The sequence below is a fragment of the Pedobacter arcticus A12 genome, from assembly GCF_000302595.1.
In the GTDB taxonomy this organism is placed as follows: Bacteria; Bacteroidota; Bacteroidia; order Sphingobacteriales; family Sphingobacteriaceae; genus Pseudopedobacter; species Pseudopedobacter arcticus.
This window is the reverse complement of sequence record NZ_AKZJ01000014.1, coordinates 128,020-151,898: the sequence shown is the minus strand read 5'-3', so window position 1 is coordinate 151,898 and position 23,879 is coordinate 128,020. Positions and strand designations below refer to the sequence as shown.

Sequence of the window (23,879 nt, the reverse complement as noted above, 5' to 3'; positions counted from 1 at the left end):
CTGTTTTTTGCGGGCTTAAATACTTGCGCCCTCTTTTTTAAATTGCTTTAACTCATCCAAAGAAAAATCAACCATTCTATCTATTTCCCAAGCCAAAACTACATGAGGCAAAATTGGTTCTGTTTTTACGATAACGGAGCTATCTTTAACTATATAATTGTCATTAATTGCTTCAAAAGTAAGTTGATTAATATTTTCTTTTATCTGATTACAAGCACTATCATAGTCTTTTTCTGTATGATTTGCTTTGTCTGCTTCTAACCTTTTCAATAATGTAGCCTTATATTTTGTTAACACATATTTTTCTCCTGCTTCATTCAGCTGCTGGGTTAATTTATAAACTAAGCCGGTATTAATACTCAAAGTTTGATAAATGGTGGTTTGACTAGGGTATGCTCCGATAAATTCTGCATAAAACCACAAAGAGAGGATTTTTGCGTTTGAAAAAGTTTTTTTATACATCAGAGAAGTGTAACCGCAACCGCAATCTTCATAATTTTCTTTGATTTTGGAAAGCCTCTCTCCTAAAACTGCTTCCGGATTTAAGGCAGCTGCTAACTGTGGAAACTGAGCGTTGACTACTGGAAAAGCAATAGTATCGGTTTGTGTTTTATATTTTAACACAACTACGGAGTCTCGTAAAATTATACTTTGATTAGTTGTGCTATCTGCGTTAAGTGATGATGCATTAGTATAAGCTGGGTTGTTTGTGTTACCACATCCAATTACAAACAGCATCGCTAACAGTGTTATGTAACTAACTGTCTTTTTCATTACTTTTCTCAATCAAATTGGTTAAATCCACAAAATCCTGCACACTTAAACGTTCTGCTCTTAATGTCCAAACTGCATCGTCATTCTGCTTTTCTTTTGGGATTACGCCGGATACCGCATTGCTCAGGGTTTTTCTTCGCTGGTTAAAGCCGGCCTTAACCACTGTCCAAAACAATTTTTCGTTACAACCGAGCTCCTTTACTTCGTTTCTACTTAACCTAATTACTGCAGACATCACCTTCGGTGGCGGATTAAAAACCCCAGGCTTTACCGTAAACAAATACTCGCACTTAAAATAGGCCTGCAAAAAAACGCTCAAAATGCCATACTCTTTACTTCCTGGCTTTGCCGTACAACGTTCTGCAACCTCTTTTTGAAACATTCCAACTACCTCTGGCACTTGGTTTCTGTTATCCAAAATCTTAAATAAAATCTGCGAACTGATGTTGTAAGGAAAGTTCCCTATTATCGCAAAGCTAGCCGGAAAAACATCCTTAAAATTAAGATGCAAAAAATCTGCGTTCAGCAACTTATCGCCTAAATGCGGGTATTTTTTATGGAGAAAATTGAACGACTCGGTGTCAATATCTATCAAGTAAGTTTCGTATTCTTTTTTCTGCAATAAAAAATCAGACAAAACGCCCATTCCTGGTCCAACTTCTAAAACTTTATCGTACTTATTGTGATGTATTAAGCTGTTCACAATTTTTTCTGCGATATTTTTATCGGTTAAAAAATGCTGTCCTAAATGCTTTTTGGCTTTTACCTGACTCATTATTTTGTAAAGATGAGCTACAAATTACGGAAAGTTTAATCTTTAAAATTAACATTCGTTCCAAAATCTTTATTTTGCAAGAAATTTTATAAAAGCATTTTTTGTATGAGCGAGTTGTTAAAGGTAGGAATATCTATTGGAGATGTAAATGGAATAGGTTTAGAGGTAATTATTAAAACGCTTTCCGAATCCGAAATTTATAAATATTGCACACCTATTGTTTACGGACATACCAAAGTTGCTTCATTTCACAGAAAAGCAGCGGGCATACAAGAATTTATTTTTCAGGTGATCAACCAACCAGAAAATGCACACGCCGGCAAAGCAAATATGATCAACTGTTGGGAAGAAGATGTGAAGATTGAACTGGGAAAAGCAAATGACATTGGTGGAAAATATGCGTTTTTATCGTTAGAACGAGCAACTGCAGATCTGGTAGCCGGTAAAATTGATGCTTTAGTTACGGCTCCAATCAACAAGCATAATATACAAAGTGACCAGTTTACTTTTAATGGACATACAGAATACATTCAGGCGATGACTGGTTCGCCAGATTCGTTGATGTTTTTAGTAAGCAACGAGTTGAAAGTGGGGGTAGTTACGGGGCACATTCCTGTTAAAGATATTGCAAAAGGCATTACCCAAGAAGCTATTTTATCAAAACTGAGGTTAATGGATCATTCTTTACGATATGATTTTTGGATAGAAAAACCTAAGATTGCTGTTTTAGGATTAAATCCGCATGCTGGCGATAGTGGCTTAATTGGTATGGAAGAAGAAGAAATTATTCATCCGGCAATTGACGCTGCTCAAAAAGAAGGCATTTTTGCTTTTGGTGCTTTCCCAGCCGATGGATTTTTCGGTAATCAAGCTTTTAGCCAGTTCGATGCCATATTGGCGATGTACCATGATCAAGGTTTAATCCCTTTTAAATCCTTGGCCTTTCACCACGGTGTAAACTTTACCGCAGGTTTGCCGGTTGTACGTACCTCGCCAGATCACGGTACCGGATATGACATCGCGGGAAAAAACACAGCTTCGGCAAGTTCATTTAGAGACGCATTATTTCAGGCAATACACATTGTAAAACGCAGGAGAGAACATGCGGAAATGGTTCAAAACACTTTACCTTTTAGTAAGCACAGTAGGGATAGAGATTAAAAACCATTAAGGCGTTTTAAGCAGAAATAAGCCGACTAAAAAAACAAACGGCTACAGAGAAGTTGAAAAACCGAGTGTAAGGCTACTTTATAAAAGCATAGCTCACCTCAAAAAATCATCCTTCAAAGTACCGAAACCGCGTTTTTAGTGTGTATTTATGTAAAAACAAATGTATTTTTCTAGGCTTTTCCAATTTTTAAAAAAAACCTTTAGCCCTTAATAATTTTTCCTAAATTTGCAGGCTTAATTGTCGAACTTTGAAATCGTTAAAACAATATTCAATACCCTTTACGGGATTAAAGATTGGCCAACATCAATTTAACTATGATGTTGACAGACGCTTTTTTGATGAATTTGAATATTCTTTGGTAAAAGACGGCTTACTAAGTGTAAGCTTGCTTTTAGAGAAGCGAGAAACCTTAATGGTTCTCAATTTTAAAATCAAAGGTACAGTACAATTAAGTTGTGATAAGTGCTTAGCTGGATTTCCACACGAAATGGAAGCGGAAGACAGGTTAATTGCCAAATTCACTGAGTCTGACGACATGTCGGACAGTGAAGAGGTTATCGTTATCACAAAAAGTGAAAGTGAAGTTGACGTTTCATCATTCATCTATGAAATCATCAACTTAGCGGTTCCTTACCTCAACATTTGTGAGGATCCAGGAAACACCCCATCATGTGATCTAGAAATGCTCAAAAAAATAGAAGAGTTTTCTGGAGAAACAGAACAAAATGCAAGCGAACAAGAAGATCCACGGTGGGACATATTAAAGAACATTAGGAAAAATTAAAAAATAGGAAAAAATGGCACATCCAAAACGAAAAGTCTCCAAATCAAGAAGAGACAAAAGAAGAACTCACTATAAAGCAACAGCACCTTCTTTGTGGTTAGATAAAGAAACTGGCGCAGTACACTTGCCACACAGAGCTTATAATGTTGACGGAAACCTTTACCTTAGAGGTAAATTGTTAATAGAGAACACGTCTATAGCATAGTTTATGCGAATAAAAATCCTTGTGTTGGTAAAAATTTATTTATTACCTTACACAAGGATTTTTTTTAACCTCAGAATAGCCAAGACTGTTATTTTCGAGCACAACTTCATTAAAAGCAACTTATCTCAATGAAAATTGGTTTAGATATAATGGGCGGTGATTATGCGCCAAAAGCAACCGTATTAGGAGCAATTGCAGCACATCAAACCCTATCAAAAGACCAACACCTCGTATTATTTGGAGATAAAGACCAAATTACACCCATCCTTAAAGAGCATAGTTTTAACCCCGATTTATTTGAGTATGTACATACTACAGAGGTAATTGGTATGGGAGAACATCCTACAAAAGCTATTGTTCAAAAAGCGAATTCCAGCATATCGGTAGGTTTTCAACAGTTGAAAGAAGGAAAAATTGATTCTTTTGCATCAGCAGGAAATACCGGTGCCATGTTAGTTGGTGCCATGTTTAGTGTAAAAGCGATTGAAGGAGTTTTAAGACCTGCAATTTCTACTGTTATCCCTAAAGAAAAAGGTGGTTTTGGAATGTTGCTGGATGCTGGTGCCAATGCAGATTGTAAGCCAGAACACTTAGTTCAGTTTGCAATAATGGGCAGCTTATACGCAAAACACGTTTACCACATTGCCGATCCTAAAGTTGGTTTAATGAACTTAGGCGAGGAAGAAGGAAAAGGAAACATGCTTACGCAAGCTACTTATCCTTTATTAAAAGCCGCTTCTGAAATAAACTTTGCCGGCAATATTGAAGGCAGGGATTTATTCAACGCAAAATCAGATGTAATGGTTTGTGATGGTTTCACAGGCAACGTTGTTTTAAAATTAGCAGAATCTTTTTATGTTTTAACACTTAAAAAAGGTTTAAAAGATGAGTTTTTCGATAGGTTCAATTACGAACAATATGGTGGAAGCCCAATTTTAGGTGTAAATGCACCTGTTGTTATTGGACATGGGATTTCTAGCCCAGAAGCTATCAAAAATATGATACTATTGTCTAAAGACATGGTGGAAACTCAAATTATTGAAAAGTTTAAAACAGCTTTCAATTCTTAAACATATCAAAATATGAGCAAAATTCATGCTGCAATCACCGCTGTAAATGGTTATGTGCCAGATTATGTTTTAACTAATCAAGAGTTAGAAACAATGGTTGATACCAATGACGAGTGGATTACAACACGTACAGGAATAAAAGAAAGAAGAATTTTAAAAGGTGAAGGTTTAGCAACTTCTGATATGGCAGTGCCAGCTGTAGAAGGCTTGCTTAAGAAAAGAGGTATTGGCGCAGAAGAAATAGATCTGATTATCTTTTGTACCTCAACACCAGATATGCCTTTCCCTGCAACTGCAAATATTTTGGCCGATAAAATTGGCGCCAAAAATGCTTGGGGATATGATTTACAGGCTGCTTGTTCAGGATTTTTATTCGGCTTAAGCACAGGAGCACAGTTTATTGAATCGGGCAAACACAAAAAAGTTTTGGTAGTAGGTGGCGATAAAATGTCGTCTATTATTAATTATAAAGACAGGGTAACCTGTATTATTTTTGGTGATGGATGTGGTGCAGCATTGTTAGAACCCAACACAGAGGGATATGGTATTATTGATTCCATTTTAAAAAGTGATGGTGCTGGTAAATCATACTTAAATATAAAAGCTGGCGGTTCTTTAAATCCTGCTACCCACGAAACTGTGAATGCGAGTTTACATACTGTTTACCAAGAAGGACAGGCTGTATTTAAATTTGCAGTTACCAACATGGCAGATGTTTCTGCCGAGATTATGGAGAAGAATAACCTTACTGCAGACGATATTGCATGGTTAGTGCCACACCAAGCCAACAAAAGAATTATTGATGCTACGGCAAACCGTATGGGTGTTGGATCCGAGAAAGTAATGATCAACATCGAGAAGTACGGCAACACAACAAACGGCACCATCCCTCTTTGTTTATGGGAATGGGAAAGCAAATTAAAAAAAGGAGATAATGTAGTATTGGCGGCTTTTGGCGGCGGCTTTACTTGGGGTTCTTTATACCTTAAGTGGGCATACTAAGTTATTTTTACAGATAATTATTATATTAGATTTCTAAATTAAACACATAATTTAAAACCTCACCAATATGGGAATGGACATTAAACAAATTCAAGATCTGATTAAATTTGTAGCAAAATCAGGAGTGAATGAAGTTTCTATTGAAGAACAAGACTTTAAAATTACCATAAAAACTACGCAAGAGCCAACTTACGTAAATGCAAACATACCTGTTGCTCAGCAAATGCAAGCACCTGTTGCTGTTGCACCAGCAGTAGCTCCGGTTGCTGCGCCAGCTATCGCGGTTGAAGATCATAGTAACTACATTACCATAAAGTCTCCAATGATCGGAACTTTTTATCGTTCTGCTTCACCAGATAAACCAAATTTTGCAAATGTGGGCGATGAAATAGCAACTGGACAAGTGTTGTGTATTATTGAAGCAATGAAGCTTTTCAACGAGATTGAGTCAGAAGTTTCGGGTAAAATTGTTAAAGTATTGGTAGAAAACTCACAACCTGTTGAGTACGACCAACCATTATTCCTGGTAGATCCATCATAGTTTATTTGTATTACTTATTGGGCATTTCAAGTGCCCTTCCACACAAATTAACAGATTGATAAAACCGTTATTATGTTTAAAAAAATATTAATTGCTAATAGAGGAGAAATAGCACTGCGCATTATCCGTACCTGTAAAGAAATGGGTATAAAAACAGTGGCAGTATATTCTACCGCAGACAGAGAAAGTTTACACGTACGTTTTGCTGATGAAGCTGTTTGTATAGGTCCTCCTCCGAGTAAAGATTCATACCTAAATATCCCAAATATAATTTCTGCTGCAGAATTAACCAATGCAGATGCCATCCATCCGGGTTACGGATTTTTGTCTGAGAACGCAAAATTTTCGGCAATCTGTAAAGAGTATGGTATTAAATTTATTGGTGCAACTGCAGAACAGATTAATGGAATGGGTGATAAGGCTTCGGCAAAAGACACCATGAAATTAGCTGGTGTACCTACAATTCCAGGTTCTGAAGGTTTATTGACCGATGTTAAACAAGGAATAAAGATTGCAAACGAAATTGGCTATCCTGTAATTTTAAAAGCTACAGCCGGTGGTGGTGGTCGCGGAATGAGACAAGTATGGAAAGATGAAGATTTCGAAGATGCTTGGAACTCTGCTCGTCAGGAATCTGCTGCTGCTTTCGGGAACGATGGAATGTACCTTGAAAAATACATTGAAGATCCTCGCCATATCGAAATTCAGGTTATTGGAGATCAGTTTGGTAAAGTTTGTCATTTATCAGAAAGAGATTGTTCTATCCAGCGTCGTCACCAAAAATTAGTTGAAGAAGCTCCCTCTCCTTTTATGACGCAAGAACTGCGTGAAAGAATGGGAGAAGCTGCTATCAAAGGTGCAGAAGCTGTAAAATATGAAGGTGCGGGTACCGTAGAATTTTTGGTAGATAAACATCGTAATTTCTACTTTATGGAAATGAACACCCGTATCCAAGTAGAGCACCCGGTTACAGAAGAAGTAATCAACTTTGATTTAATCAAAGAACAGATTAAAGTGGCTTCAGGCATTCCAATTTCAGGAAAATCTTACTTTCCAGAAATGTGCGCTATCGAATGTCGCATAAATGCCGAAGACCCTTACAATAACTTTAGACCCTGTCCGGGTAAAATTACACATTTCCACTCTCCGGGCGGGCATGGTGTAAGGGTTGATACCCACGTTTACGCAGGCTACGTAATTCCACCGAATTACGACTCCATGATTGCGAAGCTAATATGTGTGGCTCAAACCCGCGAAGAAGCGTTAAACACGATGGAAAGAGCACTTAGTGAATTTGTAATTGAAGGTATAAAAACCACTATACCTTTCCACCTTAAACTTTTAAAAGACCCAAACTTTAGGGCTGGTAATTTTACCACTAAGTTTATGGAAACCTTTGATTTAGGTACAGAAGAATAGTTAAATAAAATTTAAAACTAAAAATACCATTTTGACGTAATTCAAAATGGTATTTTTGTTTAATAATAAATAGCAATGGGTAGTGAAAGAAAAACAGATTTACTAAAATCTGTAAAAAATAAAGGTAAAAGTATTGAAGGCGAAATGTCTTTTTTCGATCATCTAGCGGAATTGCGGATACACTTGGTGCGTTCTTCTATTGCTATTGTTATCACTACTATTTTCTGTTTTGTCTATTACGATTTTATTTTCGATACCATCATCATGGGGCCGCGTAAGTCTAGCTTTTGGACTTATCGGATGATGTGTAAAATAGGCGAGTATTTTAATATGGGACCTGATTTCTGTATTACAAATATCCCGGGAAAAATCATCAATACAGAAATGGCTGGGCAGTTTACACTACAGATTAATTCGGCTTTAATGACAGGTGTAGTTTTAGGATTCCCATATTTACTTTGGGAAATATGGCGTTTTGTAAAACCAGCACTAAAAGATAACGAGCGCAAATCCGCTACCGGTTTTGTTTTCTATGCAACTTTGTTGTTTGTAGTTGGGATATTATTTGGGTATTTTATTGTAGCGCCACTATCTGTAAACTTCTTATCTAATTACAGCATTAGCCCCGATATTGAAAACACCATCACCATTGATTCTTACTTTTCGTCTGTGGCTACTTTGACCCTATGCACAGGCGCAGTTTTTGAACTTCCAATCGTAATTTACATCCTCTCTCAGCTAGGTATAATGACGCCTAAGTTTATGAGGGAGCAAAGGAGGTATGCAGTAATTATTATTTTAGTGATTGCAGCAATCGTAACACCTACACCAGATATCCCAACAATGTTAACAGTAAGCTTACCGCTGTTTCTTTTATACGAGTTTAGTATATCGGTATCAGCAAGAGTGCAGAAGAAAAAACAAAAAGCAGAGAAAGAGTTCTTTAACTCTTAATAAATCATTTTGCTAAGCGATAATTGGCGGGGTTTTTAATTCCTTTTTATGAGGATTAAAAACCCCGCTTTATTTTTATCTCAACAATTAAAGCCAAGTACAACGCTGTCTTTCTTCCATAATTTCCCCAATAAATGATGGGGAAATAATAAAAATTGAGATTTATTTTCCTCAAATATTCTTACTTACGCCCCAGTTTTCTAGCTTCTCGATTTACAACTAAATAGTTATTTATTTGCTTTAATGAGCAAAAAAGCCTCTCATGCGCTTCAAAGCGCAATTTATCTTGTTTTATTAATAGCCCAGTAAAAGGCTATTGGCTGTGGTATGCTTCTAGCATAGGTATTAATAAGAATTAAACCTAAAACGTTTAACTCTTTATAACACAAAAAATAAGTATTATGAAACGTTCAATTTTAGCCTTGTTAGTTTTAGCTTCGATTGTTGCCTGTAAAAAAGACAACCCAAATGCTGCTGAAGAAATGGCTAATCCTAAAAACATAGCGCCAAATGGTTTTAATTTCTCAACCATCAAAAGCGTAAAAATTAATGTTAGCCTGTTAACAAATAACAATAAGCCACTAGCTAATATTCCCGTTACTTTTTACAATGCTAAAAACGGGAATCAGCTGTTAAAATCTTTAACAGATGCTAACGGAAAAATCAACACTGATTTGAATATTGCGAGTTATATTGACGAGGTGATTGTAAAACCAAACTACATCGGTTTACAAAACGAGGTAATTAGCTATTTCGAAAACAACAAATTGGATTTAATTATTGGGGGCAAAAAAGGGCTGGAAGGTAACTTCATTACACCAATAACAAACAAAGCCGCATTAAGTTCTAAAACCACACAGTCTGTCAAAACAATGGATGCCAGCTACAGCTACATGGGCACTTATGATGATAACGGAAGACCAAACTATTTAACACCACAACCCGGGGACGTAAGTGTTAATTTATTAAATCATATCAACGCTTCTATTCCTGACGGTTCAGATGTTAGAGCGCATCACCCAGCTTTTTTAGCAAACAGTGCTACCCAAACGTTAAATCTGGGAAAAACAGGCGAAGTTTTTGTAACTTTTGTTTCTGAGGGTGCTGGTTTAACAAATTCTATCGCTTACTATAGCTATCCAACAAACAATCCACCAACAAGTGCTTCGCAAATTTCAGATGTGAAATACATTTTCCCTAATGCATCGGCAATTGGCGCAGGTGGAACAATGGTTTCTGGCGATCGGGTAAGTTTAGGTACTTTTAACGCAGGTACAAGCATCGGTATCTTATTATTATCAAACGGTTGGGATAGCGCAAGCAAAGCGGTTAAAAACAGTGTTTCAAAATTTTACAGCAATAAAGAGTACAACCCCGAAAGCACAGACGCTTTACAGAAACACATTGTATTATTAAATTTTGCACAAGAGGATATTTTTGTAATCGGGATTGAGGATTTAAACCGCGAAACAGAAGCTGTTTGTGACCATGATTTTAACGACGTGGTTTTATATGCTGATTGTTTTCCAAAAGATGCAATATCAAAACTTGGGGTAGTTAATTTAGATACGCCTAAAGACACCGATGGTGATGGCGTTACTGACCAATTTGATGAATATCCAACCGATGCTACAAAAGCATATAATAATTACTTCCCATCAAAAAACAGCTGGGGTACCTTAGCTTTTGAGGATAATTGGCCATTAAAAGGTGATTACGATATGAATGATTTAGGTATCAATTACAGATATACCTACATTACCAATGCAAGTAATAATGTGGTAGAGATGACCGCAGATTATAAAGTAACAACGGCTTTAGCTTATTACCATAATGGTTTTGGTTTAGAATTACCATTTAGTTCAACCGTAATTGCTTCAACCAGCGGGCAGGTTAGATCAAAAAATTACATCCAAACCAATGCTAACGGTACAGAAGCCGGTCAAGCTAAGGCAGTAATCATCCCATTTGATGATCAAAAATCACTCAGTGATGGAAATAATATGGTAAGTGTGAAGATTAAATTTGTTAGTCCACAGCCTGCTAATATATTGAGCGGTGCACCTTATAATCCATTTTTAATTAGTGATGGAAGAAGAAGTCACGAAATTCATTTACCCGGTAAAACACCAACAAATTTAGCAGATAATGCGCTGTTCGGTTACCAAGACGACAGGTCAAATGCGAGTATGGGAAATTACTATATCGGTACAAATAACTGGCCTTGGGCTTTACAGTTTACCGAGCCTTTTACCTACCCTGCCGAAGCCAAAGCAGTAAACGAAGCTTATGCGAAATTTGGTGCCTGGGCAGCTTCTGGTGGCACTCAGTTTACCGATTGGTATAAATAAATAAAACGCCTCAAAAATAAAAAGGTTACTCCCAATAAAGGAGTGACCTTTTTATTTTTAAAAACTGACAAGCTGGCATTTTTTATTTCTATACTTTTAAGCTTGCTGACGTATGTGGTGAAATATTGACACTTTTCTCATTTGGCATATTGTGTGATGAATCACAAACAGAAAATAAAAATTATAAATAATAAACAATTATGGCATTGAACATTAAACCTATCGCAGATAGAGTAGTGGTAGAAGCTGCTCCTGCAGAAGAAAAAACCGCTTCAGGTATCTACATCCCTGATACAGCAAAAGAAAAACCTCAAAGTGGAACTGTTGTAGCAGTTGGAAACGGTAAAATAGATGAACCAATGACTGTTAAAGTTGGGGATCAAGTTATATACGGAAAATACTCAGGTACTGAAATCACTTACGAAGGAAAAGAGTATTTGATTATGAAAGAAGCTGATATTTACGCAGTACTGTAAGAATAGCAAGATGTTAGTAACAAGTATTAAGACACTTATAGTGTGGCAAATGCTAGTTACGTTCTACCAATAAAGTAAAATTAAGTTTATAAGTTTTCAGTACGCAGGTCATCTAGATACTAGCTACTAAATACTAAAAATCTAAAAAAAATGTCAAAACAAGTTAAATATAATGTAGAAGCTCGCGATGCTTTGAAACGCGGTGTAGATATCTTAGCTAATGCTGTTAAGGTAACTTTAGGTCCAAAAGGTAGAAACGTAATTATCGATAAAAAATTCGGTTCTCCAATCATCACCAAAGATGGTGTTACTGTGGCTAAAGAAATTGAATTGAAAGACACCGTGGAAAACATGGGTGCGCAAATGGTAAAAGAAGTTGCTTCTAAAACTGCTGATATTGCAGGTGACGGAACAACAACTGCTACGGTTTTAGCTCAAGCAATTGTTACTGCGGGTATTAAAAACGTTGCTGCTGGTGCAAATCCAATGGATTTGAAACGCGGTATTGACAAAGCAGTTACTGCTGTTGTTGCAAGCTTAAAATCTCAGTCACAATCTGTTGGCGAAGACAATAACAAAATCAAACAAGTTGCATCTATTTCTGCAAACAATGATGATGTTATCGGTTCTTTAATTGCTGAAGCTATGGCTAAAGTTGGTAAAGACGGTGTAATTACTGTTGAAGAAGCTAAAGGAACTGAAACTGAAGTTAAAACTGTAGAAGGTATGCAGTTTGACAGAGGTTACCTTTCTCCGTACTTTGTTACCAACGCAGATAAAATGGAGGTTGAATTAGAAAATCCTTACATTTTAATCTACGACAAAAAAATCAGCAACATGAAAGAATTGTTGCCAATTTTGGAAAAACAAGTTCAAACCGGCAAGCCTCTTTTAATTATTGCTGAAGATTTAGATGGCGAAGCATTAGCTACTTTGGTAGTTAACAAAATTCGCGGTTCTCTGAAAGTTGCTGCTGTTAAAGCTCCAGGTTTTGGAGACAGAAGAAAAGCAATGTTAGAAGACATCGCTATTTTAACTGGCGGAACGGTAATTTCTGAAGAAAGAGGTTTCAAATTAGAAAACGCAGAATTAGCAGATTTAGGTCAGGCTGAAAAAATCACTATCGATAAAGATAACACTACCCTTATTAATGGAATTGGTGCTTCTGAAGATATCAAAGCTAGAGTAAATCAGATTAAAACTCAGATTGAGACTACTACTTCTGATTACGATAAAGAAAAATTACAAGAGCGTTTAGCTAAACTTTCTGGTGGTGTTGCTGTACTTTATGTTGGTGCTGCTTCAGAGGTTGAGATGAAAGAGAAGAAAGACAGAGTTGACGATGCTTTACACGCAACCAGAGCAGCGGTTGAAGAAGGTATTGTTGCTGGTGGTGGTGTTGCTTTCATTAGAGCGGTTGCTTCTTTAGACGACTTAAAAGGACTTAACGAAGATGAAACTACTGGTATCAAAATTATCAAAAGAGCAATCGAAGAGCCTTTACGTCAAATTTGTGCAAACGCTGGAATCGAAGGTTCAATCGTTGTTCATAATGTAAAACAAGGTAAAGCAGATTACGGATACAATGCCCGTACAGATGTTTACGAAAACTTGATTAGCGCTGGTGTTATCGATCCAACTAAAGTTTCTCGTGTAGCTTTGGAAAACGCAGCTTCAATTGCAGCGATGTTGTTAACCACAGAATGTGTGTTAGCGGATGAGCCAGAAGAAGCAGGTTCAGCTCCAATGCCTCCAATGGGTGGCGGTGGAATGGGCGGTATGATGTAATTCTTTCCTAGCCGAAAGCAATAAGTTTAAGGCTGAAAGCGCTCAAACATAAAAAATCCCTGTTCTTTAATTAGAACAGGGATTTTTATTTTAAGGATAATCATAATCTTGGTTATTTGAATGCTTCTAAAGCGTTGTGGATTCTATGGATGGTTTCAGTAATACCAATTTTTTCTGCAATGTCAAAAACCTGTGGACCAAATTTACCACCAACCAACATAATACGGAAGGGAAGCATGAGCTCGCCAACTTTCATTCCTTTTTCGGTGGCTAAATCTTTAAATATAGTTTCTAATGCTGCACTAGACAAATCGTTCTTGTCTTTGATCTGATCAGCAAATTCTCTAAAAAATGCGTCTTTACCTGTATTCCATTTTGGTTTAACAGCGTTGCTATCCCAGTGAACTGGTGCGGTAAAGAAAAACGAAGCTTGCTCATAAAAATCGGGTAATAAAACACAACGTTCTTTTACCATTTCAATCACATCTAACAAATAAGCATCGTCGATATTGTTGATTCCTTTATGGTTTAAAAATGGCTTTACCTGTGGCAGTAAATGCCCTGCCGAACTTGCTTTAATCCATTCGGCATTATACCATTTTGCTTTCTCGTAATCAAACTTAGCGCCTGCTTTATGTATCCGGTCTAAAGAGAATTTGGCAATCAATTCTTCCATGTTAAAAATCTCTTGGTCGGTACCATCATTCCAGCCCAACATGGCAAGCATATTTATAAAGCCTTCTGGTACAAAACCTGCTTCTACAAATCCCTCAGTTTTGTTACCTGTATTCGCATCAACCCAATTGATAGGGAACACGGGAAAACCAAATCGTTCACCGTCACGTTTGCTCAACTTACCGTTTCCATCCGGTTTTAAGATTAACGGAAGATGCGCCCATTTTGGCATTTCATCAGCCCATCCAAAATATTTCCAAAGTAAAATATGCACCGGTGCAGATGGCAACCATTCTTCGCCTCTAAAAACGTGGCTTATCTTCATCAAATAATCATCCACTACAACTGCTAAATGGTACGTAGGCATTCCATCTGCCTTAAGCAATACTTTATCGTCAACCTCGCTACTGTGAAAAGCAATATCTCCACGAATCATATCGTGAAAGGCTACCTGCTCATCTTCTGGCATTTTTATCCGGATCACATGTGGCGCTCCTTCTCTAATTAAACTTTCTACGGCTTCATGTGGAATAGTTAATGAGTTTCTTAACTGCTTTCTAGAACTATGATCGTATCTAAAATTCTCAATTACCTGTCTTTTACATTCCAATTCTTCCGAAGTATCGAAAGCGTAATAGGCGTGTCCGGCAGCTACCAATTTCTCAGCATACTCTCTGTATAAAGATTTTCGTTCGCTCTGTCTATAAGGACCGTAATTGCCACCTTCTCGTGTACCTTCATCTACTGTAATACCGCACCATTTCAAGCAAGAGTAAATATAATCCTCGGCTCCTTGTACAAAGCGAGTTTGATCTGTATCCTCAATCCTTAAAATAAATTCACCATTGTGGTGTTTTGCAAAAAGGTAATTGAACAAAATGGTTCTAACCCCGCCAATATGTAGCCCTCCGGTTGGACTAGGAGCAAATCTAACTCTAACTTTATCTTTCATTTGGGTGTATCTTAAACAACAGATTTAGCAAAAACCATGCTCAATTCTGTTTGTGCGATAAAGTTAATACTTAAGAAGAGAAAAAAGTGGAAAGTTAAAAGCGAAAAGTTAAAAGCCTTGTGTTTGCTCGCTAATACGGCTTAAATAAATTCAATTCCTAACCCGGGTTTTGCAGATAAAACATAGCGACCGTTTTCAAATCTTGGCGTTTTAAAGGGGTTGTTGGAAGTTAAGAAAGGGCCGTCTAAATCTGCCCAGTCGCAAAGTGGTGCAAGCGCCGCACCGGCCAAAGTCGCAATGCTGGTTTCGCTCATACAACCAATCAGCACTTTTAAATTATTGGCTTTTGCCGAAGCAATCATTTTGGAAGCCTCATACATTCCAGCAGATTTCATCACTTTAACGTTGATGCCATGATAAACACCTTTTGCTTTCGCTACATCAGGCAGGCGTTGTACGGCTTCGTCACCAACCGTTGGGATCGGGCTTCTTTCGGTAAGCCAGGCGTTTCCGTCAACGTCTTCTTTATGCATGGGCTGTTCAATCAGTTTTACATTTTGGGTGTTTAACCAATGTGCCATTTCCAACCCTTTTTCTTTATTTACCCAACCTTGGTTTGCATCCACATAAATCGGTAGATCGGTTATTTTACGGATGGTCTCAATTAGGATTTTATCGCTGTCTCTGCCGAGTTTGACTTTTAGCAGTTTGAAACCGTCAGTTAAAGCGTCGTTTACTTTTTTAATGATGATTTTTGGTTCATCAATCCCAACGGTGTAAGTTGTTTGTGGCATTAAACTGAGCTGCGACCCAAATAATTCGTAGCAGGGTTTATCTAATAGTTTCCCGGTTAAATCATGCAAAGCAATATCAATTGCGGCTTTTATCGCCGGTTGTCCTGATGCAGTTTCATCTAAGTAATTGATGATTTCTTCCATATCAAAAGGAAAGGAAAATCTGTTGAGGTCGACTTTTTTTAGGAACGCAGTTGCGGTTTCCACACTTTCGCCCATATAGGGAACCATGGATGCTTCGCCGTAACCAATAAAACCTTCGTACTCCAATTCAATCAGCATCAAGGGTGTTGATGTTCTGGAGAATTTGGCGATGGTGAATGGGTATTTTAGTTGTAGGTTGAAGGGTTTGTAGGTTAGGTGCATGGATCAATACTAATTTTTTGAGCGTTTATAATGTTTTTACCGTTTAAACTGAATGTCGCGAAAGAAATCATACTATCGTTTAGGTGAGCAAAATTTGTCTTCTTTCCAGTTCTTAACATTTGTGGCGATATAATTTTGTATGTTTTCAAACGCTTGGGCATCGCGAATAATATGATCGTGGAAAAGAGGTTGCCAACAATTTTCAAAACCTAAACGATTACAATGTTTGGTTACTGCAGATTTATATCCTCCGATAATGGATGATATTGAATTTTTACCGGGATTTTGAAAACGGGTTTGTCCGATGGTTTTTTCGGGCGATGACGGGATTGATGGTAAATTGGGTGGCGGTGCGATGGGTGATGCAACGGGTGATGCAACGGGTGATGCAACGGGTGATGCAACGGGTGATAGAGGCAAGGCATGCCTTGTCTCTACACCCGATATATCCATTGCATGTAAAATCAAAATCCCGTGAATATGGTTTGGCATCACCACGAATTCGCCCAATTCAATATTCTTTGCATGGTTTTTTATTTCATACCAAAAAACGTCTGCCAATATCCCTGCCCCTGATAATTTCATTTCGCCCCCAACAATTTCTCCAAAATAGTGGTTTCTATCTTTGGTGCAGATTGTTATAAAATAGGATCCTTCGCTAGCATAGTCCCATGTTTGCAATCTTGCTGACTCTATCCGATATTTGTTTTTAAATAATGTCATTTTTTTTATTCTGGTGACTTACTGTCCATACTCATTTATCAAAGTAAACCTTTTTCCAACAAACCGCAAGTTTCGGGTTTCGTAATCTTTCAATAAATCTTAATTTGCAAACGATGAAAACAGAAACAGGATTTAATTATCAGCTCGTTGCAAAAGCAATCGCTTACCTTGTTGATAATTTTAAGCAACAACCTAGTTTAGAGCAAATTGCCGAGCATGTAAACTTAAGTCCGTTCCACTTTCAAAAGATTTTTTCCGATTGGGCAGGTGTCAGCCCGAAAAAGTTTGCGCAATACCTCAATGTCAATTATGCCAAACAGTTGTTGCATAAAAATGAAACTCTAAATCTTTTTGATACGGCCTTAGAAACAGGTTTATCTGGCACCAGCAGATTGTATGATTTGTTTGTAAAAATTGAAGGAATGACACCCGGAGAATTTAAAAATGGCGGACAAGCACTACATATCAATTACAGTTTTACTTCTTCTTATTTTGGCGATGTTTTAATTGCAAGCACCACAAAAGGAATCTGCTATTTGGCTTTTTATGAGGATAGTAAATTGGCATTGGAATTATTAAAAACTGATTTCCCTAAAGCCGATTTTAAAGAAGTTTTAGACGATTTGCAGCAATCGGTAATTTATGTTTTACAACAAGATTTTACTGCTCCGCAATCAATTAAACTACATTTAAAAGGAACCGATTTTCAGTTGAAAGTTTGGGAAGCTTTGTTAAACATTCCTTTTGGTGAATTAAATACTTACGGGAGTATTGCATTGGAAGTTGGTTCGCCGAACGCAGCCAGAGCAGTGGGCACAGCGATTGGGAATAATCCGGTTGCATTTCTAATTCCTTGTCACCGGGTGATCCAAAATAGTGGGAAGTTGGGTGGTTACATGTGGGGACTAAATAGGAAAACTGCGATGCTAGGATGGGAAGCTTCCAAAATAAATAAAAACTAACCTATTTACAATCAACTGGTTTAAGCAAAAACCCTTGATCAAACTTGATTGCTGAATGATCCTTGAAATAAGTTTTGCCTAAGTAAGTTACAATGTCTCCGTAACCTTGTTGTAAATCATCTCCTTTTTTAAGGAAAACTAAAGGGCTTTTAGAAACCGTTCCTTCAGCATTGAAAACGTAATTTACAAATAGTGTATCACCACTGAAAGAGCCTTTAATATCACCATTAGAATCATCCTTCTCTAAAAAATTAAAAACTAAAGTACCAGTTACGTTTCCATCAATATTATTTATAGACATGGTAACAGAATCTTTTCCAGATAAGCCTAGGTAACATTGTGTAGCTACTTTTGTGTTTTCTGTTGTGGTTTCTTCTGTAGTTTGTTTAGGCTGGTTTTGGTTACAAGCAGCAAATAAAAAAGCAGTAGCTGATAATAGTGTGATAAAGGTTTTCATGAGAAATTGGTTTGATGTACCCGAAGATAACGAAATTTACCACTATTTGTTATAAGTAGCTGGGCTTATCGCTTTTGGGGTCCATGATTGTAAAAACTCCGAAACCAATTTAACGCCATGCCCTTCTCCATTTTCGAGGTAAGCGGAACTTTGCGTATGAATGCGTTCACCCTCTGCGTTTAAAACTACAAATACAGGAAAACCGAAACGTTGCGGATAACCCAAACTAGCCAATACTTCTTCGTTTTTATTTTCTTTACTATAATTTACGTGTAGGGTTACGTAGTTTTCTTTGAGGATGGTACTGAGTCCTTGGTTTTCGGTTACCAGTTTGTTGAAGCGCAAACACCATACGCACCAATTACCGCCAATCTGCAAAAAAACATGTTTTCCTTCAGTTTTAGCTTTTGCTACGGCATCAACTATTTCTTGTTTTGCATCAGCTTCTGGATTGTAGAGTTTTGGTTTGGCAACTGGTTCCTGTGCAAACAGAATACTTGTGCCAATCACTATAAAAAATCCAAGTAAAGCTAATTTGAGTTTCATAACACAGTTTTTATTCAAACTCCCGATTCTGAAAATCGGGAGTATAAAAAGATGGAAGCTTAATTCCCTAACTCTTTAACAGCCAAATAAGCCATTAAACCGGTACTTAAGCCCAACGAATTTTCTTCGATATCAAATGTTGGTGTATGTACAGAAGAGGTAATCCCTCTTGCTTCGTTACGTGTTCCTAAACGGTAAAAACAGGCATCGCTTGCTTGCGAAAAATAAGCAAAATCCTCTGCTGCCATCCAAATATCTAAATCCAAAACATTTTCTTCACCTAAATAATCTATAGCTGCTTCTTTTACTCTAGCGGTTAGCTTCTCTTCGTTAACCAAAAAAGGATAACCTTTCTGAATATTAAAATCACAAGTTCCGCCCATGCCCTCGGCAATGCTTTCTGCCATTTTCTTCATCTTCACGTGTGCTTCTGCTCTCCATTTCTCGTTTAGCGTTCTAAAAGTACCTTCCATATAAACCTCGTTAGGAATAACATTGGTAGCACCATTAGCAATCACTTTTCCGAAAGATAGCACAGATGGAGACCTAGGATCTGCGTAACGGCTTACAATAGTTTGTAACGCCGTAATAATTTGCGCCATAATCACCACCGGATCGATATTTTGCTGGGGTTGTGCACCGTGTCCACCTTTGCCCTTTATAGTTACATAAAGTTCATCTGTGGAGGCCATGTATTTACCAGAACGAAGGCCTACTTTTCCGGCTTCTATCAAAGGCATTACGTGTTGTCCCATTACCGCCGTAGGTTTCGGATTTTCTAAAACACCTTCTTGGATCATCAAGTTTGCGCCACCGGGCAACCTTTCTTCTCCTGGCTGAAACATCAATTTAATGGTTCCGCCAAAATCATCTTTTAATTGTGATAAAATCCGAGCTGTACCTAATAAAGATGAAGTATGTACATCATGACCACAGGCATGCATTACCCCAATATTTTTTGATTTATATGCTACCTCGTTTGCTTCTGTAATTGGTAAAGCATCCATATCTGCCCGCAAGGCAATTACTTTCTCTGATGCTTTTGTTCCTTGTAAAATCCCTACAACTCCAGTATTGGCAATATCTTCATAAGGAATTCCAAGTCTATCTAACTCTGCCTTAACAAAGGCAGCTGTTTTAAACTCTTCAAAAGAAAGCTCTGGATTTGCGTGTAAATGTCTTCTGTTTGTGATTACATCGGCATGGATTTCTTTAGCCAAATGCTTTATTTTATCTATCAACATGGTATTCATCAGCTTTAAGCGGATTGATGCGCTCATTAAAAATAAAAAGTGTTGGAAATATTGGGCGCAGTTCGGTAATCAGCTTCTGCGCTTCTGCTCGGGTTCTAAAATCGCCAACCTTAACCCTATAATTTGGCTGTGTGTATGAAATATAAGTTGCCAACTCGGGATATAAAGAATTAAAACGGGCTTGTTCATTATAAGCCTCTTTTCTATCGTTGCCAAAAAAAACCTGTACACGGTAACCAAAAACAACAATAGGCGTACCGTCTTTGGTAACGCCTTTGTTGAGTGCAATTCTTCGGGCTATTAAACTATCTATTAAAGGATCTTTTACAACAGTAACCCTTCCGGCTTCTTGTGCAAATGCACCGGTGGCGATTAAGCTAATTATTATTGTAAATATGTTCCTTTTAATATCCATTTAAGATTGTCCGTGGCAACTTTTGTATTTTTTACCGCTACCGCAAGGGCAAGGGTCGTTTCTGCCTATTTTTATTTCAGCTTTTACAGGCTGTGGTTTTTGTAACTCTCTAGTGTCTTCAATTGGCACACCGTTATTTTCGTTTACCGTATCTGATTTAGAGGTTTTTAACTTGCTCATATCAGTTTTTGGTTGTGGCATTGCTTCTCTTAAAGGAGCATTACCTTGTACCGGAATCATTCCTTTAAACAAGAAGCTTACCACTTCTTTATTAACTACGCCAAGCATGCCTTTAAATAGGTTGAAAGCTTCCATTTTGTACACAACCAATGGATCTTTTTGCTCGTAAACTGCGTTTTGTACAGATTGCTTCAAATCATCCATTTCACGCAAATGCTCTTTCCAGGTATCATCAATCAGCGAAAGCGAAATGGTTTTTTCAAAAGCTTTTACCACTTCTTTACCTTTGTTTTCTACCGATTTCTTTAATGGTGCTGCAACTTGTATACCGTGAGAGCCATCCGTAAACGGAACAATAATACTTTCAATGCTTTCTCCACGGGTATCGTAAACGTCTTTTAAAACTGGGTAAGCTTGGTCTGCAACTTCTTGTGATTTACGTTTGTAGAAAGCCTGCGCTTCGTCAAAAACGCGGTCGCCTAACTTGGCAACGTTCGACGTTGTAAACTCATCTGCTGTAACCTGACTATCGAAAGCAAAAAGTCTTAACACCTCCAACTTAAAGCCTTCGTAGTTATTATTGTCTTTATATTCACCTACAACATCGTCAACAACATCTAAAATCATGTTTTCGATATCCACATCTAAACGCTCGCCAAACAATGCGTTTTTACGTTTGGTGTAGATTACCGTACGTTGTGAGTTCATCACATCATCATACTCTAATAAACGCTTACGAATACCAAAGTTGTTTTCCTCTACTTTTTTCTGTGCTCTTTCGATAGAGTTGGTAATCATTGAATGCTGAATTACTTCACCTTCTTCAATACCCATACGCACCATTAAGCCTGCAATACGCTCTGAACCGAAAAGACGCATTAAGTTGTCTTCTAAAGAAACAAAGAACTGAGAAGAACCTGGATCTCCTTGACGACCAGCTCTACCTCTTAACTGCCTATCCACACGACGAGATTCGTGACGCTCGGTACCAACAATGGCTAAACCACCCGCTGCTTTTACGCCTTCGCCCAATTTAATATCTGTACCACGACCGGCCATGTTTGTAGCGATAGTTACCTGCCCTGGTTTACCCGCTTCAGCAACAATATCCGCCTCACGTTGGTGTAGTTTTGCGTTCAATACATTATGCTTAATTCCCTTCATCTTAAGCATACGGCTTAATAATTCGGAAATTTCTACCGAAGTAGTACCTACCAAAACCGGACGACCAGCTTGTGTTAATTCTACAATTTCTTCTGCTACGGCATTGTATTTTTCACGAGTGGTACGGTAAACTTTATCCTGTCTATCATCCCTAACTATCGGGCGGTTGGTTGGGATTTCTACCACATCCAATTTATAGATTTCCCAAAGCTCACCTGCTTCTGTAACCGCAGTACCCGTCATACCGGCTAACTTATGGTACATTCTAAAGTAATTTTGAAGCGTTATGGTAGCGTAAGTTTGCGTTGCATCTTCTACTTTTACATTTTCTTTAGCCTCAATAGCTTGGTGCAGACCGTCTGAGTAACGACGACCGTCCATGATACGCCCCGTTTGCTCATCAACAATCTTAACTTTTCCTTCGTCAATGATGTATTCTGTATCTTTTTCAAATAAAGTATAAGCTTTCAAAAGCTGATTTACCGAGTGGATACGTTCTGATTTTACGGAGAAATCTCTAATTAATTCGTCTTTTTTAGAGGCCTTATCTTCATTAGTCATGCTCGATTTTTCAATATCTGCAATCTCCGTCCCTACATCTGGCATCACAAAAAAGCCAGCATCCTCACCAGAAGCGGTAATCAATTCGATACCTTTTTCTGAAAGCTCAACTTGGTTGTTTTTCTCATCAATCACAAAGAAAAGCTCTTGATCTGCTTTTGGCATTTCTTTGTTTTGATCTTGCATGTAATAGTTTTCTGTTTTGTTTAGGATGGTTCGCATCCCAGACTCACTTAAAAACTTAATCAATGCTTTGTTTTTTGGTAAGCCACGGTAAGCTCTAAATAAAGCTAAACCACCTTCGCCTTCGTCTGGACCAGTTTTACCGTCAGCAATTAATTTCTTTGCTTCGTTTAAAGCGCCCTGTACATAGTTTTTTTGCGCATTTACCAAACGTTCAATACGTGGTTTTAAATCATAAAACTCATGTTCATCGCCACGTGGAATTGGACCCGAAATAATCAAAGGTGTACGAGCATCATCAATTAAAACCGAATCCACCTCATCCACAATTGCATAATGTAGTTTGCCTTGTACCAATTCTTCTGGCGAGCGTGTCATATTGTCACGCAGGTAATCAAAACCAAACTCGTTGTTGGTTCCGTAAACCACATCTGCTTGGTAAGCTTTTCTTCTTTGTGGCGAGTTAGGCTGGTGTTTATCGATACAATCAACCGCTAAACCGTGAAATTCGAAAATTGGGCCGTTCCACTCACTATCTCTACGAGCCAAATAATCGTTGACTGTTACTACGTGAATTCCTTCTCCAGAAAGTGCATTTAAGTAAATTGGTAAAGTTCCAACTAAGGTTTTACCCTCACCCGTTGCCATCTCGGCAATTTTACCTTCATGCAAAACGATACCACCAATCAGCTGCACATCGTAATGCACCATGTTCCACTTCACCTCTGTTCCGGCAGCCAACCAGCTGTTGTGGTGCAAGGCAGTAGTTCCTTTGATTACTACGTTTGGTTTGCGGGCTGCTAACTCTCTATCGAAATCTGTTGCCGTAACTTCAATCGCTTCATTCTCGGTAAACCGACGAGCCGTATCTTTCATCACAGCGAAAGCTTCTGGCAATATCTCTAGTAAAGTTTCTTCTAGTTTTTTGTTTCTGTCTTTGCCTAAACGGTCAATCTCATCGTAAAACTCCGTTTTTTCATGCAAAGGCATTTCTGGGCTATCCAGTACGTTTGTTTTTATCTCCTCAATTTTGGCATCAATATCTGCTAAAGAAGTTTTGATACGTTGCTTAAAATCTTGAGTTTTCGCTCTTAACTCGTCATGAGAAAGACTACCTAATTTTTCGTATTCTGCTTTAATTTTCTCTACAAGAGGTCTTGCAGCTTTAACATCACGATCGGATTTGCTACCGAATATTTTATTGATAAAACTTAACATTTTCTTTTTTTGGATATTTTATTTGAAATCAACAACTAAGCCATGCAATAATTTACGTCAATATGGCAATGTTGGGCGGTAAAAATAAGATTTTATTTAAGGCTTTTAGGCTAAAAGGCT

At 37.7% G+C, this 23,879-nt stretch carries 22 protein-coding genes; 12 read left to right on the top strand and 10 right to left on the bottom strand.

Annotated elements, in window-relative coordinates; genetic code table 11:
• Positions 1-15: 15 nt before the first annotated feature.
• Together B176_RS0100645 and rsmA are read right to left on the bottom strand one after the other, a co-directional pair.
• Complete coding sequence (locus tag B176_RS0100645; RefSeq protein WP_154647846.1) at positions 16-786, bottom strand: hypothetical protein; 771 nt, start codon at positions 784-786, stop codon at positions 16-18.
• Complete coding sequence (rsmA, locus tag B176_RS0100640) at positions 758-1,549, bottom strand: 16S rRNA (adenine(1518)-N(6)/adenine(1519)-N(6))-dimethyltransferase RsmA (protein ID WP_017256841.1); 792 nt, start codon at positions 1,547-1,549, stop codon at positions 758-760. The genes B176_RS0100645 and rsmA overlap by 29 nt, the downstream gene beginning before the upstream one ends.
• Before the next feature lie 105 nt (positions 1,550-1,654).
• Here rsmA and pdxA point away from each other — a divergent pair, with 105 nt between their 5' ends.
• From pdxA to groL, 11 genes are all read left to right on the top strand, one after another.
• Positions 1,655-2,710 carry a 4-hydroxythreonine-4-phosphate dehydrogenase PdxA gene (pdxA, locus tag B176_RS0100635; RefSeq protein ID WP_017256840.1) on the top strand — a complete coding sequence of 352 codons (1,056 nt, stop codon included), beginning with the start codon at positions 1,655-1,657 and terminating at the stop codon, positions 2,708-2,710.
• Positions 2,711-2,967: 257 nt separating this feature from the next.
• Positions 2,968-3,504 carry a YceD family protein gene (locus B176_RS0100630; protein ID WP_017256839.1) on the top strand — a complete coding sequence of 179 codons (537 nt, stop codon included), beginning with the start codon at positions 2,968-2,970 and terminating at the stop codon, positions 3,502-3,504.
• Positions 3,505-3,517: 13 nt separating this feature from the next.
• A complete protein-coding gene (gene rpmF / locus B176_RS0100625; RefSeq protein WP_017256838.1) occupies positions 3,518-3,709 on the top strand; it encodes a 50S ribosomal protein L32 in 192 nt (63 codons plus the stop codon).
• A gap of 128 nt (positions 3,710-3,837) precedes the next feature.
• Positions 3,838-4,779, top strand: coding sequence for a phosphate acyltransferase PlsX (gene plsX / locus B176_RS0100620; protein ID WP_017256837.1), 942 nt, complete (start codon positions 3,838-3,840; stop codon positions 4,777-4,779).
• Between the two features lie 12 nt (positions 4,780-4,791).
• Positions 4,792-5,781, top strand: coding sequence for a beta-ketoacyl-ACP synthase III (locus tag B176_RS0100615; protein ID WP_017256836.1), 990 nt, complete (start codon positions 4,792-4,794; stop codon positions 5,779-5,781).
• A gap of 67 nt (positions 5,782-5,848) precedes the next feature.
• A complete protein-coding gene (accB, locus tag B176_RS0100610) occupies positions 5,849-6,322 on the top strand; it encodes an acetyl-CoA carboxylase biotin carboxyl carrier protein (RefSeq protein WP_017256835.1) in 474 nt (157 codons plus the stop codon).
• Between the two features lie 72 nt (positions 6,323-6,394).
• Positions 6,395-7,741, top strand: a complete 1,347-nt coding sequence (accC, locus tag B176_RS0100605) for an acetyl-CoA carboxylase biotin carboxylase subunit (RefSeq protein ID WP_017256834.1) — start codon at positions 6,395-6,397, stop codon at positions 7,739-7,741.
• Between the two features lie 75 nt (positions 7,742-7,816).
• Positions 7,817-8,695 carry a twin-arginine translocase subunit TatC gene (gene tatC / locus B176_RS0100600; RefSeq protein WP_017256833.1) on the top strand — a complete coding sequence of 293 codons (879 nt, stop codon included), beginning with the start codon at positions 7,817-7,819 and terminating at the stop codon, positions 8,693-8,695.
• 401 nt (positions 8,696-9,096) lie between these two features.
• Positions 9,097-11,046 carry an LruC domain-containing protein gene (locus B176_RS18725; protein ID WP_017256832.1) on the top strand — a complete coding sequence of 650 codons (1,950 nt, stop codon included), beginning with the start codon at positions 9,097-9,099 and terminating at the stop codon, positions 11,044-11,046.
• Positions 11,047-11,246: 200 nt separating this feature from the next.
• Positions 11,247-11,522: a co-chaperone GroES gene (locus B176_RS0100590; protein WP_017256831.1), complete on the top strand. Its 276-nt coding sequence runs from the start codon at positions 11,247-11,249 to the stop codon at positions 11,520-11,522.
• Between the two features lie 150 nt (positions 11,523-11,672).
• Entirely contained in the window at positions 11,673-13,310 is a 1,638-nt protein-coding gene (gene groL / locus B176_RS0100585; RefSeq protein WP_017256830.1) for a chaperonin GroEL, read from the top strand.
• Positions 13,311-13,422: 112 nt separating this feature from the next.
• On the opposite strand, the gene gltX is transcribed toward groL, so the two are convergent.
• The 3 genes from gltX to B176_RS0100565 all read right to left on the bottom strand — a co-directional run bounded on the left by gltX (position 13,423) and on the right by B176_RS0100565 (position 16,820).
• Positions 13,423-14,937: a glutamate--tRNA ligase gene (gltX, locus tag B176_RS0100580; protein WP_017256829.1), complete on the bottom strand. Its 1,515-nt coding sequence runs from the start codon at positions 14,935-14,937 to the stop codon at positions 13,423-13,425.
• A 140-nt stretch (positions 14,938-15,077) separates the two neighbouring features.
• On the bottom strand, positions 15,078-16,097 hold the full coding sequence (locus tag B176_RS0100570) for a dipeptide epimerase (RefSeq protein ID WP_026063066.1): 1,020 nt from the start codon (positions 16,095-16,097) through the stop codon (positions 15,078-15,080).
• Positions 16,098-16,169: 72 nt separating this feature from the next.
• Positions 16,170-16,820: a transposase gene (locus B176_RS0100565; RefSeq protein ID WP_026063065.1), complete on the bottom strand. Its 651-nt coding sequence runs from the start codon at positions 16,818-16,820 to the stop codon at positions 16,170-16,172.
• 113 nt (positions 16,821-16,933) lie between these two features.
• On the opposite strand from B176_RS0100565, the gene B176_RS0100560 reads away from it, so the two are divergent.
• Positions 16,934-17,782 (top strand): bifunctional helix-turn-helix domain-containing protein/methylated-DNA--[protein]-cysteine S-methyltransferase, encoded by an 849-nt coding sequence (locus tag B176_RS0100560; protein ID WP_017256825.1) that lies wholly within the window; start codon positions 16,934-16,936, stop codon positions 17,780-17,782.
• Position 17,783: 1 nt separating this feature from the next.
• On the opposite strand, the gene B176_RS0100555 is transcribed toward B176_RS0100560, so the two are convergent.
• The 5 genes from B176_RS0100555 to secA are packed head-to-tail and all read right to left on the bottom strand — an operon-like array spanning position 17,784 to position 23,759.
• Positions 17,784-18,239: a hypothetical protein gene (locus B176_RS0100555; protein WP_017256824.1), complete on the bottom strand. Its 456-nt coding sequence runs from the start codon at positions 18,237-18,239 to the stop codon at positions 17,784-17,786.
• Between the two features lie 42 nt (positions 18,240-18,281).
• Entirely contained in the window at positions 18,282-18,785 is a 504-nt protein-coding gene (locus tag B176_RS0100550; RefSeq protein ID WP_017256823.1) for a thioredoxin family protein, read from the bottom strand.
• Between the two features lie 59 nt (positions 18,786-18,844).
• The gene (locus B176_RS0100545; protein WP_026063064.1) at positions 18,845-20,029 is read right to left on the bottom strand and encodes a M20 metallopeptidase family protein; all 1,185 of its coding nucleotides are present in this window, start codon (positions 20,027-20,029) and stop codon (positions 18,845-18,847) included.
• Positions 20,016-20,453, bottom strand: coding sequence for an SPOR domain-containing protein (locus B176_RS0100540; RefSeq protein WP_017256821.1), 438 nt, complete (start codon positions 20,451-20,453; stop codon positions 20,016-20,018). Before B176_RS0100540 ends, B176_RS0100545 begins: the two co-directional genes overlap by 14 nt.
• Complete coding sequence (gene secA, locus B176_RS0100535) at positions 20,454-23,759, bottom strand: preprotein translocase subunit SecA (protein ID WP_017256820.1); 3,306 nt, start codon at positions 23,757-23,759, stop codon at positions 20,454-20,456.
• Positions 23,760-23,879: the final 120 nt, after the last annotated feature.

What these genes read in the sequence shown, in the direction of transcription:
- rsmA (WP_017256841.1), bottom strand. Translation starts at nt 1,549, where the DNA reads ATGAGTCAGGTAAAAGCCAAAAAGCATTTAGGACAGCATTTTTTAACC.
- pdxA (WP_017256840.1), top strand. Translation starts at nt 1,655, where the DNA reads ATGAGCGAGTTGTTAAAGGTAGGAATATCTATTGGAGATGTAAATGGA.
- rpmF (WP_017256838.1), top strand. Translation starts at nt 3,518, where the DNA reads ATGGCACATCCAAAACGAAAAGTCTCCAAATCAAGAAGAGACAAAAGA.
- plsX (WP_017256837.1), top strand. Translation starts at nt 3,838, where the DNA reads ATGAAAATTGGTTTAGATATAATGGGCGGTGATTATGCGCCAAAAGCA.
- B176_RS0100615 (WP_017256836.1), top strand. Translation starts at nt 4,792, where the DNA reads ATGAGCAAAATTCATGCTGCAATCACCGCTGTAAATGGTTATGTGCCA.
- accB (WP_017256835.1), top strand. Translation starts at nt 5,849, where the DNA reads ATGGGAATGGACATTAAACAAATTCAAGATCTGATTAAATTTGTAGCA.
- accC (WP_017256834.1), top strand. Translation starts at nt 6,395, where the DNA reads ATGTTTAAAAAAATATTAATTGCTAATAGAGGAGAAATAGCACTGCGC.
- tatC (WP_017256833.1), top strand. Translation starts at nt 7,817, where the DNA reads ATGGGTAGTGAAAGAAAAACAGATTTACTAAAATCTGTAAAAAATAAA.
- B176_RS18725 (WP_017256832.1), top strand. Translation starts at nt 9,097, where the DNA reads ATGAAACGTTCAATTTTAGCCTTGTTAGTTTTAGCTTCGATTGTTGCC.
- B176_RS0100590 (WP_017256831.1), top strand. Translation starts at nt 11,247, where the DNA reads ATGGCATTGAACATTAAACCTATCGCAGATAGAGTAGTGGTAGAAGCT.
- groL (WP_017256830.1), top strand. Translation starts at nt 11,673, where the DNA reads ATGTCAAAACAAGTTAAATATAATGTAGAAGCTCGCGATGCTTTGAAA.
- gltX (WP_017256829.1), bottom strand. Translation starts at nt 14,937, where the DNA reads ATGAAAGATAAAGTTAGAGTTAGATTTGCTCCTAGTCCAACCGGAGGG.
- B176_RS0100570 (WP_026063066.1), bottom strand. Translation starts at nt 16,097, where the DNA reads ATGCACCTAACCTACAAACCCTTCAACCTACAACTAAAATACCCATTC.
- B176_RS0100565 (WP_026063065.1), bottom strand. Translation starts at nt 16,820, where the DNA reads ATGACATTATTTAAAAACAAATATCGGATAGAGTCAGCAAGATTGCAA.
- B176_RS0100560 (WP_017256825.1), top strand. Translation starts at nt 16,934, where the DNA reads ATGAAAACAGAAACAGGATTTAATTATCAGCTCGTTGCAAAAGCAATC.
- B176_RS0100555 (WP_017256824.1), bottom strand. Translation starts at nt 18,239, where the DNA reads ATGAAAACCTTTATCACACTATTATCAGCTACTGCTTTTTTATTTGCT.
- B176_RS0100550 (WP_017256823.1), bottom strand. Translation starts at nt 18,785, where the DNA reads ATGAAACTCAAATTAGCTTTACTTGGATTTTTTATAGTGATTGGCACA.
- B176_RS0100545 (WP_026063064.1), bottom strand. Translation starts at nt 20,029, where the DNA reads ATGTTGATAGATAAAATAAAGCATTTGGCTAAAGAAATCCATGCCGAT.
- B176_RS0100540 (WP_017256821.1), bottom strand. Translation starts at nt 20,453, where the DNA reads ATGGATATTAAAAGGAACATATTTACAATAATAATTAGCTTAATCGCC.
- secA (WP_017256820.1), bottom strand. Translation starts at nt 23,759, where the DNA reads ATGTTAAGTTTTATCAATAAAATATTCGGTAGCAAATCCGATCGTGAT.